Origin of the sequence: Bifidobacterium cebidarum, from assembly GCF_009193305.1 — a bacterium.
GTDB classification, from domain to species: Bacteria; Actinomycetota; Actinomycetes; order Actinomycetales; family Bifidobacteriaceae; genus Bifidobacterium; species Bifidobacterium cebidarum.
Window position 1 is genome coordinate 81,954 of record NZ_WBVS01000009.1, and the last position, 14,799, is coordinate 96,752.

The window sequence follows — 14,799 nt, forward strand, 5'->3', positions numbered from 1 at the left end:
CTGCTGCCCGTTGTCGTGTTCTGCCTGTCGCTGACTCAGCAATTACGCGAAATGCGGGCTGAAATGGACGTTCTGTCCGATTCGCAGCGCGAAATAGGACATTAGGAGCCGGCGCAACGACCGTTTGGCGCTGTGAATCGCCGAAAACGTCCATTTCGGCCCGTAATTGGTGATTCGGCAGGGGCTGGGGATGAGCACTGGGGAAGGACTGGGGAATGGGTATCGAGGAAGGGCGTGAGGAATGGGTATGAGGAAGAGGATGGGGGTGAACATTGGGGAATGGGGATGGGATGGGCGTGAGGGAGGAAAACCGACTTCGCCTTGAGCGCACCAACCCATCACCCCCAATCGGTAGAGTGGAATGCTATGAGTGATTTTGTGGATAGAGTGACCGTCCATGTCAAGGGCGGAGACGGCGGCAATGGCTCGGCAGGCATCCGCCGTGAGAAGTACAAGCCGCTGGCCGGCCCGAATGGCGGCAACGGCGGCGATGGCGGTTCCGTGATCTTCGAGGCGACCCGCAATGCGACCAGCCTCTTGGACTACCGTTTCATTCCGCATCGCACCGCAGGCAGCGGCACGATGGGCCTGGGCGACAACAAGGATGGTTCCAAGGGAGCCGATCTGATTCTGCCGGTGCCGTGCGGCACGGTGATTTTCGAGGCCCGAGGTGCGCAAGGTAAGCCGAAGCACCCCGGCGAGCAGCTTGCCGATCTGCGCCACGAAGGCGACCGTTTCGTCGCCGCGGAAGGCGGCAACGGCGGCCTTGGCAACATTGCATTGGCCAACAAGACCCGTCGCGCTCCCGGCTTCGCACTGCTGGGCGAGCCCGGCGAGGAACGCGATGTGATTCTGGAGCTGAAGTCCATCGCCGACGTGGCCCTGGTTGGCTTCCCGTCCGCGGGCAAATCCAGCCTGATCGCCGCGATGAGCTCGGCCAAGCCGAAGATCGCCGACTACCCGTTCACCACGCTGGTGCCGAACCTCGGCGTGGTCATCGCCGGCGACTCCCGCTACACCATCGCCGACGTGCCGGGCCTGATTCCGGGCGCTTCCGAAGGCAAGGGCCTGGGCCTGGAATTCCTGCGCCACATCGAGCGTACGGAGATCATCGCCCATGTGATCGATTGCGCCACGCTCGAGCCGAACCGTGACCCGATGTCCGATTACGAGGCGCTCGAAAAGGAACTTGCCCTGTATGCGGACAAGCTGGAGCTGCCGCTCGGTGCGATTCCGATTCCGGAACGCCCGCGCATCATCATCCTGAACAAGATCGATGTGCCGGAGGCCAAGGAGCTCGCCGATTTCGTCAAGCCGGAATTCGAGAAGCTCGGCCTTAAGGTCTACGAGATCTCCACCGCCTCCCACGCCGGCCTGAAGGAGCTGAACTTCGCCCTCTCCGGTCTGGTCAAGGAGATGCGCGAGGAGGTCGCCAACCGAGAGCAGGCCGAAGAAGAGGCCCGCGTGGTCATCAACCCGCTTGAAAATGGCCGACGCCAGCGCCGCGCTGCCGGCAAGAACGGCACGCAGCTCGACTTCACCGTCGAACGTCGCGAACTCGGCGATGGCGAGGTGTTCTACGAGGTGCTCGGCACCAAGCCGGAGCGCTGGGTGATGCAGACCAACTTCGACAACGACGAGGCCGTGGGCTACCTGGCCGACCGCTTGGCCAAACTTGGCGTGGAAGACGAACTGCGCCGCAAGGGTGCCCACCCGGGCGATGAGATTCGCATCGGCCGTGGCGCCCGCATGGTTGAATTCGATTGGGACCCGACCATCTCCGCTGGCGCCGAGAACCTCGACGGCTCCAACCTGGGCGCACGCGGCAAGGATCTGCGACTCGAGGAGCAGGATCCGCGTGCCCGTCGCCGTTCCAACTCGGAACGGCGCGCCCAGTATCACGAGATGATGGACGCCCGCGCTGCCGTGCGTGAAGCCATGATGGCCGAACGTGCAGCCGGCCACTGGGCCGACCCGTCCATTGACGACGACCGCCACGATGAGACCAGTCTCTTCGGTCGCGGCGAAGAGCAGGACGACGAAAACTAGTCCGAGTATGTTCCTCGTGTGGCGTGCCATCTGGTGCGCCACACGCGTATTGCCGGTGCCGCGCCGCCGCACTGCGAAAACGAAAACACAGCAGGTCTAGAATCACCGTTAGCCACCAACAATCAACGAAACCGGGGAGCGTCATGAGCACACCGAGTCAGGCCGAGGTTCGCAGAAGCATCGCTGCGGCCGGCACTATTGTGGTCAAAGTCGGCTCAAGCTCGCTCACCCAGCCGAGCGGGCACCTCGACCCGTCCAAGCTGGATGTCCTGGCCGCGGCCTTGGCTCAGGTGCGACTGATGGGAGGCCGTGTGGTGCTGGTCTCTTCCGGTGCTATTGCAGCTGGCTTCGGTCCGCTCGGATTCGATGAACGCCCTGCTGATGTGGCTACGCAGCAGGCCACCGCGGCGGTCGGACAGGGTCTGCTGATGGCCCGCTATGAGACCGCGTTCGGCCGGTTCGGCATTCGCGTAGGCCAGATTCTGATTACCGCCGAGGATACGATTCGCGCCACGCAGTACCGCAATGTGCAGCGTACGCTGGACCGTCTGCTGGACCTTGGCGTCGTGCCGATCATCAATGAGAATGATTCGTTGGCGTCCAATGAGATTCGATTCGGCGACAATGACCGGCTTTCCGCGCTGATCGCCAATCTGGTTCGTGCGGAGGCGCTGGTGCTGCTCACCGATGTGGATGCGCTCTACACGGCGCCGCCTTCCCAGCCCGGGTCGCGTCGCGTGGAATATGTGCCCAATGTGATTGATGCGCTTGGCGATATCACCGTTTCCGGCTCCGGCTCCAAGGTCGGCACGGGCGGCATGGTCACCAAGCTTGAGGCTGCGCGCGTGGCCGCCGTCTCCGGCATTCCGACTGTGCTCACTTGTGCCTCGAACGCAGGCCCCGCCATGATGGGCGACCCGGTGGGCACGGTATTCGCACCCGTCAAGGCACGCGGCTCCTCACGCCGATTGTGGATTGGCTTTGCCGCCGAGCCGCGCGGCACGATCGTGGTCGATGAAGGCGCCGCAAAGGCGATCCGCGGAGGCCGCGCGTCGTTGCTGGCGGCCGGTGCGCTTGAGGCGCGCGGTGACTTCTCCGCCGGCGACCCGGTATGGGTTGATGACGAAGCCGGCACGCACCTGGCCCGCGGCCTCGCCGGATTCGACTCCGAAGAAATCCCGCAGATGCTCGGCCGCAACACGGCCCAGCTCAAGCGCTTCCTCGGCCCCGAATACGCGCACCCGCTGGTGCACCGCGATAATCTCGTGCTGGTGTGACGCCTCTGACGCCTAGTGATGCCCGTGTTTGCCTCTGGCGTTTTCTCGCGCCTTAGGCATACCATGAACAGCATGACTATGGCTGAATGGCAAACACTTTCCGACCGTATTAACACCGTGGCCCCAAGTGCCACCCTTGCCGTCGATTCCAAGGCCAAGGCAATGAAGGCCGCCGGCCTCGACGTCATTGGTTTTGGCGCTGGCGAGCCGAACTTCCCGACTCCCGCCAACGTGGTCAAGGCAGCCGCCGACGCTTGCCTCGACCCGAAGAACTACAAGTACACGCCCACCCCGGGTCTGCCGGAGCTGCGCGAGGCCATTGCCGCAAAGGTGCTGCGTGATTCCGGCTACGAAGTCACCGCCGATCAGGTCGTGGTGACCAATGGCGGCAAGCAGGCCGTGTACGAATCCTTCCAGATTCTGCTGAACCCTGGTGATGAGGTCATTATCCCGACCCCGTACTGGACCAGCTACCCGGAGGCCGTGAAGCTGGCCGGTGGCGTGCCGGTCGAGGTGTTCGCCGGTGCGGATGTGAACTTCGAGCCGTCCCTTGAGGCTCTGGAAGCCGCACGCACCGAGCGCACCAAGGCCATCATCGTGAACTCTCCGAACAACCCGACCGGTGCCGTATGGAAGCCGGAAACCGTGGAGGCCATCGGCCGCTGGGCTGTGGAGCATCACATCTGGATTATTTCCGATGAGATCTATGAGCACCTGAACTACGACGATGCGCACACCACCTACATCGGCGCGGTTGTGCCCGAATGCCGCAATCAGCTGCTGGTCCTCAACGGCGTGGCCAAGACCTACGCCATGCCGGGTTGGCGCGTGGGCTGGATGGTCGCTCCGGTCGAAGTGGCCAAGGCCGCCACCAAGCTGCAGGGCCACATGACCTCCAACGTGGCGAACATCTCCCAGCGTGCCGCGCTGGCCGCCGTGGCTGGCCCGCTGGATGAAGTGCATAAGATGCGTGAGGCCTTCGACGTGCGCCGCAAGGCGATTGTGGCGGCGCTCAACGATATCGAGGGCGTGCACTGCCCGACCCCGACCGGTGCGTTCTATGCGTTCGCTGACATCACCGCGCTGCTGGGCAAGCCGCTCGGCCCGAACGGTACCGTGCTCCAGACCTCTGCCGATTTCGCCGCCGCGCTGCTGGATGAGGCTCATGTGGCCGCCGTGCCCGGTGAGGCATTCGGCGCCCCCGGCTACCTCCGCTTCTCCTACGCCCTGGCCGATGCCGACCTCGCCGAGGGCATGAAGCGCATGAAGGAATGGGTTGAGCAGTAGCGAGCAGTGCGCGACACGCGATTTGCTTTAATCCACCTCAGCCGTTACTATGTCGTCTTGGCGGTTTTCGCCATGGCGAAGCGTTCTCTACGGAATGCCAGCCGAGGTGGATAACACCTAGGGAAGTGGCGCAATTGGTAGCGCAACGGTCTCCAAAACCGTAGGTTGTGGGTTCGAGTCCCGCCTTCCCTGCCAAGTCTTTCTAATAATCAAGCAGCTGACGCGAGGTACGGAATGGCTAAGACGAGCAAGAATGAAAAGGCAGTCAAGCCGAATGTCTTCATGCGTATCGGTCTGTTCATCAAGCAGATCATCGACGAGCTTCGCAAGGTCGTTACTCCTACTGCCAAGGAATTGTTCTTCTGGTCTCTGGCTGTGTTCATCTTCGTGCTGCTGCTGATGGCCCTGGTCACTGGCATGGACTTCGGTCTGGGCAAGTCGACTCTGTGGCTGTTTGGCTGATTTCCAACAACCTAAGGTGAAACACACGCATGAGTGACGAACTGAATCTCGAGAACCTCGACGCCGTTCTGCCGAACGAGGAATCCGCTGCTGAGGCTCCGGCTGAAGCCGAAACCGAAGCTCCTGAGGCCGCTGCTGAGACTGAGACCCAGGCTGAGCCGGCTCCTGCCGCATCCGTTGAGACTGCTGCTGAGGCTCCTGTCACTCTGGATGATGAAGAAGAGACCGAAGTCAACGAGTCCGAGGAAGCTGAAGGCACCGATGCCGGTCAGCAGGCCGTTGAGGAGTTCTCCAAGTCCCTGCGTTCTCTCGATGGCAAGTGGTATGTGCTCCACACCTACTCCGGCTACGAGAAGCGCGTGAAGACCAACATCGAGTCCCGTGTGGCCTCCTTCGGCATGGAAGACCAGATCTTCCAGGTCGAGGTCCCGATGGAGGAAGTCGAGAAGCACACCGAAAAGGGCAAGAAGGTCATCACCCGCGTGCGCGTCCCCGGCTATGTGCTCATTCGTATGTGGCCCGACGAGAACGCTCGCCGCATTGTCCGTGAGACCGAAGGCGTCACCGGCTTCGTTGGCCCGACCAAGGATCCGGCTCCGCTTTCCCGCAAGGAAGTCGTCCAGATGATGGCCCCGATGATCGCTTCCGAGGCCCTCAAGGCCGCTGGCGATAAGCCTGCCGCCGCCAAGAAGCGCAAGGTCGAGGTCTCCTACGCCGTTGGCGACCAGGTCACCGTCACCGATGGTCCATTCGCCACCATGGAGGCCGTCGTCTCCGACGTCGAGCCGACCACCCAGAAGCTCACCGTGCTCGTGTCCATTTTCGGCCGCGATACGCCGGTGGAGCTGGGCTTCCACCAGGTCAAGAAGCTCGACTGACGCACAATGATGGAGCGTCTTCTGCGTTGCTCCTCAGTCGCGGTACCTTTGTACCGCTTCCTTCGGTGCGCCTTGAAGCCGCACACATCATTGCACGTCAGCGCTTGAAAATGCCTTGCTAAGGTCCGACTGCGGTCGGGCCTTTTTCATTGCTGATTATTGCAAAATGTGAATGATCGGCTATAAAAGTAATGTAATTCCGTTACAAACCTCATAATTGCAACGGTTACGGGGCATTGAAGAATTGTACATATGTGTTCCACGATGACAATATGAAAACTCAAGGTCGAGCGGATCATTTTCCTCATTCGTGCAGAAAAGATGCATCGCATACATTTTATTCGCGTGAAAAAGTTGCATGATGCTGTTATCAATGGTGCTGCGGCTCTGATTGCTAAGATGTTTTGGCCTCGATGGGCTGGCATCATACTTCTTTGATATATAGGGGGTATGTGTAGGGGAGCGCTAGGCTGTGGCCGGCGATGTTGCCGATGAGATGAAAGCGCGCGCGGCACAGTGATTTTTCTTGATTCTTGAGACGATGCGGTCTCAATACATATAACTCCGATACCCGTGCGCTGCCTGAACGCCCCCAGAAATAGGGGGTAATTCTGTCATGGGGGGGGGTATTCGTTGCCCTAGATCACAGGCGTTGGCATATGCCGGCACGTTGCCTCTTTCGATGACGCAAGAGTTGCAGAGGGATTGAGGGGTGTGTCTGCCGCTTGCACTTGTGGCCCGCGGTTGGTGCATGTGCGCCGGCTGCTTTGTCGAACGGTGTGAGAGAAGCGAGACGTCATGATGATTCGGGGGACTCAAAATTCGAATGCGCGAGTAAGCAGTCGGTGGTTGCATCACGTATGGCAGATGCTACTCGGCCTACTGCTTGCCGTGGCGATGTTGCTGCCTGCCGGCGTGAGCTTGGCCGCTGAGACAGCTGGTCAAGCCGATGACGTGACCGTGACCGCAACTTGGCCTGATGGTGTTACTACACAAGATGTTTACGATTACATTCACGATCCGAATAATTTCTCGCAGGATCAATTCGCCGATGCCGTATGGAAGGCCATTGCGACTTCTGGCCAGGATTTCAGTCGACTATATCGTTCATTGGAAAATAACAGATTAATACAACTAAAAAATGCCGCAGATGTTATTAAGTACTATGGCGGCGACATCACTGTCGATAGACAATTCCATCAGCCACTCAAGGGCTTGACTTTATTGAACTCCGCAATGACTCTCTATCTACAAAACATGTCAAATTGGGATGATTTGTCGTTTGACGAGTCAGTATACGATTATTCTGATCCTGATCCCTATGATTTCTCTGACCCGCAGCCGGTTAGCAACAAGGGACCAAGATTCGTTGTAAACAACGATGCCGCAGTGGAGCTGCACCGGTTGCCGGCGCGTCCATATACCAGTAATTTGACGCGAGTATCTACTGGCATGAATGACTTCCAAGCACCTACATATAACTCTACCGACATAAGTTTGTTGAGAGATATGTCCGATTCGGTGAAAATCGATATCGATACACGGATGGAAACACATGATGGCAGTCCAGTGGACTTAGCCAATCCATATGCAAATCCGCAACGTTATGGTGCAGGAAATATTGGTCAGAATGCGCCGACAAGTACGTCTGCAAACTGGCCGGGAAAAAATTCCAATGGGGATAAGAGTTCTGTTACGGCTAAAGGCAATCATATATATGTAAATATTGATTCATGTGCGCCGGACGGCAACTATGAGTATCGTTCAAATTATGAGCGACTATATAACTATGCAGCTGATCAGGTATACCAAAAGAATTCTATTAACTTTGCCTATGGCGTGATTTCGACATGGCTGAGCACTGTGAACCTGACTGGCACGCCAACGGTACTATCAGGGCTCAAGGTAGTTAAAACTGCTGATAACGGTTCAGGCAAAACATTGGCCGGAGCTGTCTTTGAACTGAAAGATGCGAACGACAATCCAGCCAAGCAATACAAGGTTGATGAAAATGGTTCGCTAGTCGCGTCCGAAGTGGGCCAGGTAACGACCGGCAATGATGGCACTCTGACTATTAGCGGTCTGAAACCGGGCACCTATACATTGCACGAAGTACGTGCGCCTGCCGGCTACCAACTTGCCGCAGATCAACAGGTCATTGTTGGTTCCGGAATGCAGAACCCATCGATGGTGGTAACTGGTGGTGAAGGAACGACTACACAGGTGCTCACTAAAGATGCACATTTCACTACCCATTATGGAGGGAAATATACTAATTGGGCCAGTGCTGCGGAAATGACTCCGACCGATGCTAGCGGTAATGTAATCAGCGCTGCTGACCAGTTGGATACAGTGCAAGCGTCCGATCATGGTGGACAAGTATTTATCCAAAACTATGGCAACAGTATTAACGTTAATGCCAATGGTGTGGACGCGGATGCAACTGTATCGTCCGGCGAATACACCGTGAACAATCAGAGCTTTGACTCATTGAAGAAGGCTGTGGATTACGTCAATACGACGTTAATTCGCAAAAATGGATTGACCTGCGCCGACCCGGTCGTAACCATCGATGCATCGAAGGCCGTCTACGAAGATTCTTCTACATACACCACGGTGAACGTCACGGACGCCAGCCACAAACCGGTGAATGTTTCGTTGGAGGCGCAGAAGCATTTCACGGATTCGAATGGTAACGATCAGGCCATTGCGGACGGCCGGTTTGCGTTTGCGTTGACGCCCGAAAACGCAAACGCCAAGCTCTTGTCTTCGAACGCATTGAACGCATCGGTCGGCGCGGACGGCAAGGCGACGTGGAATCTGCCCTCCATCACCGCTGATGCCTTCTCGAAGGCCACGAAGAACGATAAGGGCGTCGCATCGTTCAACTTCACGGCCAGTGAAGTGGCAGGCAAGGACACGGATGTGCAATACGACAAGACCAAGATCCCGGTGCGCCTGGACGTGTCTGAAGCAAAGAACGGTACCGACGAAGGCCTGAAGGTCGAGGTGTTCGTCAACAACAAGTCCGTGGGCTCCGCAACCAGTGGCAAGGACCCTGCCACGTTGAAGGTATCGGCCAAGGACTCGGGCCTTGCGTTCACGAATACGGTTGTACCCCAAGTGGTCAAGGGTTCGTTCTCGTTTGCCAAGCGTGATGGGGATGAGACGTCGAAGGCGTTGGCTGGTGCCACGTTCCGTCTGTTCGAGTGCAAGGCCGGTGCGGGCAAGTGCGGTACGGGCACGTCCGCCGATGATGTGATCGATCCGGATGATCCTGGCAGTGATTGGACGCGGGTGGGTTCGGATGTGACCAGTGGCGGTGATGGCTTGGTCACGTTCGATGATCTGGCCAGGCCGGGTGAGTACCGTCTGGTGGAGGTCGCCTCGCCCGCCGGCTATGCGAAGCCTGCGGGTCAGTGGCGTGTGACGTATTCCGATAAGGACGCCGTCGAGCCGAGGATCGAGTCGGTGGGCGAGGCGCCGGCGTTCTTCACGGTCTCGCGTTCGCTGGCTGCCGGCGCGTCCGTGTCTCCTGCGTCCGTTCGTGCGGGCAATTCGATGCTCGCGGTGCCCAATTACAAGACCATCGCAGTGCCGTCCACCGGCGGCCGCGGATGGCTGATCTCTTCGTTGGCTGGTTTCGGTTTATTGCTGGCCGGCGTAACCGTGTTGTCAGTCGAGTCGAGGAGGCGGTGCCGCTAGACACATGGCTCATGTTGTGAACGAATCCGTTATTGAACTAATGCAAGAAAAGATTAATGAGAAGGAGAGGAATTATGCCTCGTTCCATCAATAAATGCTGGGCCGCCGTGGTGGCGGTGCTGGCGATGCTGGTCGGCATGCTGGGCCTGCAGGCTCCGCACGCGTACGCCGCTGATTCGGTTACTTCATCGTCGACTGGTTCGCTGACGATGACCGGTCTGGAAAACGGTGTGACCGTCAAGGCCTACAAGGTGATCGACGTGAACTGGGATGACCAGGCCGGCGAGCCGAAGTCTCCTCGTTACACCTGGAATTCCGCGGTGCAGCAGTACGTCAAGACGAACTTTGCGTCGTACATCGACAGCTCGAATAATGCGGTGACCGAAACCTATTTGAAGGCGGACGGTGCCGCTCTGGCCACCTTCTACGACAAGCTGTCCACCCAGACCAAGTCGCTGACCGCGGACGGTGAGCAGACTTCCGCTGGCGGTACCGCTGGTACCGATAACACGGCTTCCGTGACGTTCAGCGGCCTCAAGATGGGCTCCTACCTGGTGCTGGCGACCGGTGGCGAATATGTGTATCGCGCATCGGTAGCCTCCATCTGGCCGAACCTGGATGAGCAGACGAACACCTGGAAGGTCGAAAACGGCACGCTCCAGGTGAAGCGCGACAACGTGGACATCGACAAGAGCGTCAATGAAGGTACGAAGGATCACGTGTCCGGTGAGGGTGCGCTCGACAAGGGTACCGATTCCGCTGGCATTGGCGACACGGTGAACTTCGATTTGCGCGCCAAGGTGCCGACCTTCCCCGCCAACGCGGAGAATAAGTCCTTCTACCTGGGCGATAAGCTCTCCGACGGCCTCACCCTGGACGCCGGCTCCATCAAGGTGTACGGCGTGGACGCGAATGGCAACGATACTGCTCAGCCGCTGACTACTGCCGCCTACACGCTGACCACGACCGGTGCTGTGCGTCCTGACAATCAACAAGCGGTCTCCTTCCTGGTGAACTTCAACTACGACCAGATCAAGCAGTACGCCAAGGTGCACGTGGACTACAACGCCACCGTGAACGAGAAGGCCGTCATTGGACCTGGCGGCAACTCGAACACGGTGACCCTGATCTACTCGAACAACCCGTATGGCAACAACACCTACAAGACCCATGAAGATAAGGTCAAGGTGCTCTCCTACGGCCTCGACGTGTTCAAGTACCACAAGGTCAACGGCAAGGAAGAAGCCCTGACCGGCGTGGAGTTCACCCTGAAGAAGAAGGGTGCCGCCGATACGCTCAAGCTGATTAAGAAGGCTGACGGCCATTACCGTCTGCCGGCAAAGGGTGAAACCGCCACCATCACGGCTCTTGCCGTCGATGCGAACGGCAAGCTGAAGGTGGACGGCCTGGACGAAGGCACCTACGTGCTCACCGAGTCGAAGCGCCCGACCGGCTATGGCGCCATCGCTCCGATCGAATTCACCATCAAGGATAAGACCGGCTCCAGCACGGTGGAACACACCGGCATCGAGCAGTCCTCGACTGCCAATGACGGCTACCACTCCATGCAGGTGGAGAACGTGCCCGGCCTGCCGAACACCGGTGGCGTCGGCACGGTGGTGCTGACCGCCGCGGGTGTGCTGCTGATCGCGGGTGGCCTGCTGATGGCCATTCGCCGCAAGCGCGCCTAAGGCGATTGCCGACTGAAGAGGAGCTTATGGCCATGGGCGATGAGCTCCTCTTCTTATGTATGTATTTCCTATCTGATTGCTTGTGTTGATATGCCGTGAAGGAGGGACATGATGCGAGGTTCTCATGCACGGCGCAGCCGTCTGGTCGATCGGCTGACCGGCGTCATCGCAGTCATTCTGGTGCTGGCGGGCGTGCTCACCATCGCTTACCCGACGATTGCCGACATGCTGGCGAATCGGCAGCATGAGAACGTCGTGAGTTCCTACACCCAATCCGTCTCCCGCCTCGACCAGGACAAGCGCGACGCCATGCTTGCCGACGCGCGCAAATACAACGAAAGCCTCAAAGGCGATCCGGTGCATGATCCGTTCATCCCCGGCTCGGGGTATGCGCTGCCTGACAATTACACGGAGGTGCTGAACCCGGACGGCGACGGCGTCATGGGCTACCTCAGCATCCCCAAGATCAAGCTTCGCCTGCCCATCTACCACGGCACCGATGAGGAGACCTTGGCCAAAGGCGTGGGCCATATGCGCCAAACCGCCCTACCCATCGGCGGCAAGGGATTGCGTCCGGTGCTGACCGGCCATCGTGGACTGCCCAGCGCGGAGCTGTTCACCCGACTGGATGAACTCACCGACGGCGACATCTTCACCATCAATGTGCTGGGCAGTAACCTGGCGTACCGGGTGGTGCAGATACAGACCGTGCTGCCGGACCAACTGGAGGAATTGCGCGCGATACCAGGGCGTGACTTGGTCACACTGGTCACCTGCACACCGTACGGCATCAATACGCATCGCCTGCTGATCACCGGGGAGCGCACCAAGTATGTACCCGAAAGCAACGTTGCCTCAGCAGGTTCCCTCTTGCCCAGCCCCGGCAGCAGCCGCTGGATCCGCTGGATCAGCCTTACCTCGGCAGTCATCACAATCGCAGTGCTGCTCGCAGTACTGTACGCATGGCGACGCCGGCATGCAATCAGTAATACCCATCACGATGTTGTGAGTGAAGGTGCCACAGATGGCCAGTCGTAAATTTGATAGCAAGGAAATCGAATACCTGAATTCGCTGATTGCGGTGGAGTCGGCCACATCGACCCGCATCCGCTATACCGATGCATTCCGCGACGAATTTCTTCGCCGTGATATGGCCGGCGACTCACCCACGGCGATTTTCCGCGATGCCGGACTGCCGTCCAGCCTGATCGGCGCCAAGCGCATCGAACGTGCCGCGGCTCGTTGGCGTCTGGAAGGGGCCAAATCCGTCGGCGATCCGGCTTCGGCGAAGCTCGGCGATCTGGAGCGCCTGGCCGAATACCAACGCGTCACCGACGGACTCGCCCAGCATGTCCGCGATCTTGAACGCCAAGCCCAGCATGCCGAGCAGGACATCTACAACCTCGAGCAGCACATCATCCGCCTCGAACAGCGCATGCGCCTGATCGAGCGGCACGTCGATGGCGAGTCCTGATGTGCGGCGCGGGGTGATGATCGGCCAAAATACTGTTTGTTTTTTGTCCAAACGGACTCGCATAATAGGAAAGCTTGTGTCTGGAGGGAAGACCCGCTAGCACAGCACAGCAATATAAGTTGCGGGAGGAGACCGGTCTCGGACCAGCGGCCTCGATCACACACGGATAAATAATGAGTCAAGACCGCGTGCGATAGGAAGCTGGAAACGGATTCGGCCACCATTTGAACCGCGTTATAGAAAGAAGAACCATATTATGGCTCCCAAGAAGAAAGTCTCAGCGCTGATCAAGCTGCAGATTCAGGCAGGCAAGGCCAACCCGGCCCCGCCGCTGGGTCCGGCTCTGGGTTCCCATGGCGTGAACATCATGGACTTCTGCAAGGCTTACAATGCCCAGACGCAGGACAAGATGGGTCAGGTCATCCCTGTCGAGATCACCGTTTACGAGGATCGCTCCTTCACCTTCGTTCTCAAGACCCCGCCGGCAGCAGCTCTGCTGAAGAAGGCCGCTGGCATCGAGAAGGGCACCGAGAACCCGCTGACCCACAAGGTCGGCTCTGTCACCAAGGCGCAGGTCCGCGAAATCGCTGAGATCAAGATGGAAGATCTGTCTGCTCGCGACATCGAGGCCGGCATGAAGATCATCGAGGGTACCGCTCGCTCGATGGGCATCACGGTTACGGACTGATAAGGAGATAGACAGATGGTAAAGCGTTCCAAGAAGTACCGCGAAGCCGCTGAGCGCGTCGATCGCAACAACCTCTACACCGCCAACGAGGCCATCGCTCTCCTGAAGAGCATGCCCTCCTACAACTTCGACCAGACCGTCGAAGCTGTGTTCCGTCTGAGCGTTGACCCGCGCAAGGCCGATCAGCTCGTGCGTGGTACCGTCAACCTGCCTCACGGCACTGGTAAGACCGCTAAGGTCCTCGTGTTCGCCCGTGGCCCGAAGGCCACCGAGGCTACCGAGGCCGGCGCCGACATCGTCGGTGATGACGACCTGATCGCAAAGGTTCAGGGCGGCTTCCTCGACTTCGACGCCGTGGTCGCCACCCCGGACATGATGGGCAAGGTCGGCCGTCTGGGCCGTGTGCTCGGTCCGCGTGGCCTCATGCCGAACCCGAAGACCGGCACCGTGACCATGGATGTCACCAAGGCCGTCAAGGACATCAAGGGCGGCAAGATCGAGTTCCGTGTCGACAAGAACGGCAACCTGAGCTTCCTCATCGGCAAGCTGAGCTTCGATGAGTCCGCTCTGGACGAGAACTTCAAGGCCGTGGCCGACGAAGTCAAGCGTCTGAAGCCGACCACCGTGAAGGGCCGTTACCTGACCAAGGCGACCATCACCTCCACGATGAACCCGGGCGTTCCGGTTGATCCGAACACCCTGGCCTGAGAGGCTTGAGCTGTAAAGCTCATTAAGGGACTTCCCGAAAGGGAGGTCCCTTTTTTCGTCTGTGCAGACACAACGAAGTGAATCACAGATGAATTCGGGCGACACATTGATGAATAGGTGGTTTTGTTACTCCACTGCAATGCGAAGAGGGATATTCTGATATCAGAACAGCATTCGAGAGCTGTTTGCGACACGCCGAAGGAACCGCGTCATAATGCCGATTCCTTAGGTTCTTATGCGCCCTGATTTGCGCGAATCACGATGACCGTGTAAGTTTATCTCTTGCTGCCGCTCAGCGAGTGGTTCTCTGGTTCAGAGAGCTTCTCGGTGAATGTGTGGTGGTGGTTTGAGAACTCAAGAGCGTGTTTGTACTACTTCTTTATAGTCAATGATTGCCAGCTTGTCTCGTGCCTGACTGTTTTTGGTTGGGTCCTTGGTTGGTTGAAACGGGACGAGGTTTTTTGAGTGTGAGCGTCCTTTCCTTATTAGGACGTTCCTGTTGATTTCTTTTGGAAATTGTTTGAGAGTCATCTATGGTTCTCTTCGCTAATTTTTTTTGTGGAGGGTTCGATTCTGGCTC

Annotated in this window: 12 protein-coding genes and 1 tRNA gene; 12 read left to right on the top strand and 1 reads right to left on the bottom strand. The window is 58.4% G+C overall.

Annotation, left to right across the window (positions count from 1 at the left end; translation table 11 throughout):
• Positions 1–366: 366 nt before the first annotated feature.
• From obgE to rplA, 12 genes are all read left to right on the top strand, one after another.
• Positions 367–2,049, top strand: coding sequence for a GTPase ObgE (gene obgE, locus F7D08_RS08410; RefSeq protein WP_152210191.1), 1,683 nt, complete (start codon positions 367–369; stop codon positions 2,047–2,049).
• 143 nt (positions 2,050–2,192) lie between these two features.
• A complete protein-coding gene (gene proB / locus F7D08_RS08415; RefSeq protein ID WP_152210192.1) occupies positions 2,193–3,326 on the top strand; it encodes a glutamate 5-kinase in 1,134 nt (377 codons plus the stop codon).
• A 78-nt stretch (positions 3,327–3,404) separates the two neighbouring features.
• A complete protein-coding gene (locus tag F7D08_RS08420) occupies positions 3,405–4,613 on the top strand; it encodes a pyridoxal phosphate-dependent aminotransferase (protein ID WP_152210209.1) in 1,209 nt (402 codons plus the stop codon).
• 119 nt (positions 4,614–4,732) lie between these two features.
• Positions 4,733–4,808, top strand: a tRNA-Trp gene (locus F7D08_RS08425).
• A gap of 39 nt (positions 4,809–4,847) precedes the next feature.
• Complete coding sequence (gene secE / locus F7D08_RS08430; RefSeq protein ID WP_152210193.1) at positions 4,848–5,075, top strand: preprotein translocase subunit SecE; 228 nt, start codon at positions 4,848–4,850, stop codon at positions 5,073–5,075.
• Between the two features lie 29 nt (positions 5,076–5,104).
• Positions 5,105–5,953: a transcription termination/antitermination protein NusG gene (gene nusG, locus F7D08_RS08435; RefSeq protein ID WP_152210194.1), complete on the top strand. Its 849-nt coding sequence runs from the start codon at positions 5,105–5,107 to the stop codon at positions 5,951–5,953.
• 897 nt (positions 5,954–6,850) lie between these two features.
• Positions 6,851–9,658 (top strand): SpaA isopeptide-forming pilin-related protein, encoded by a 2,808-nt coding sequence (locus tag F7D08_RS08440; RefSeq protein WP_226803451.1) that lies wholly within the window; start codon positions 6,851–6,853, stop codon positions 9,656–9,658.
• A gap of 74 nt (positions 9,659–9,732) precedes the next feature.
• Positions 9,733–11,349 (top strand): SpaH/EbpB family LPXTG-anchored major pilin, encoded by a 1,617-nt coding sequence (locus F7D08_RS08445; protein WP_193316262.1) that lies wholly within the window; start codon positions 9,733–9,735, stop codon positions 11,347–11,349.
• Positions 11,350–11,457: 108 nt separating this feature from the next.
• Positions 11,458–12,387 (top strand): class C sortase, encoded by a 930-nt coding sequence (locus F7D08_RS08450; protein ID WP_152210197.1) that lies wholly within the window; start codon positions 11,458–11,460, stop codon positions 12,385–12,387.
• Positions 12,374–12,823: an HTH domain-containing protein gene (locus tag F7D08_RS08455; RefSeq protein ID WP_152210198.1), complete on the top strand. Its 450-nt coding sequence runs from the start codon at positions 12,374–12,376 to the stop codon at positions 12,821–12,823. Before F7D08_RS08450 ends, F7D08_RS08455 begins: the two co-directional genes overlap by 14 nt.
• A gap of 256 nt (positions 12,824–13,079) precedes the next feature.
• A complete protein-coding gene (gene rplK / locus F7D08_RS08465; RefSeq protein WP_025222166.1) occupies positions 13,080–13,511 on the top strand; it encodes a 50S ribosomal protein L11 in 432 nt (143 codons plus the stop codon).
• Between the two features lie 15 nt (positions 13,512–13,526).
• Entirely contained in the window at positions 13,527–14,219 is a 693-nt protein-coding gene (rplA, locus tag F7D08_RS08470; protein WP_152210200.1) for a 50S ribosomal protein L1, read from the top strand.
• A gap of 385 nt (positions 14,220–14,604) precedes the next feature.
• On the opposite strand, the gene F7D08_RS09865 is transcribed toward rplA, so the two are convergent.
• The coding region (locus tag F7D08_RS09865) for a hypothetical protein (protein ID WP_226803450.1) at positions 14,605–14,799 on the bottom strand (195 nt) is incomplete at its 5' end.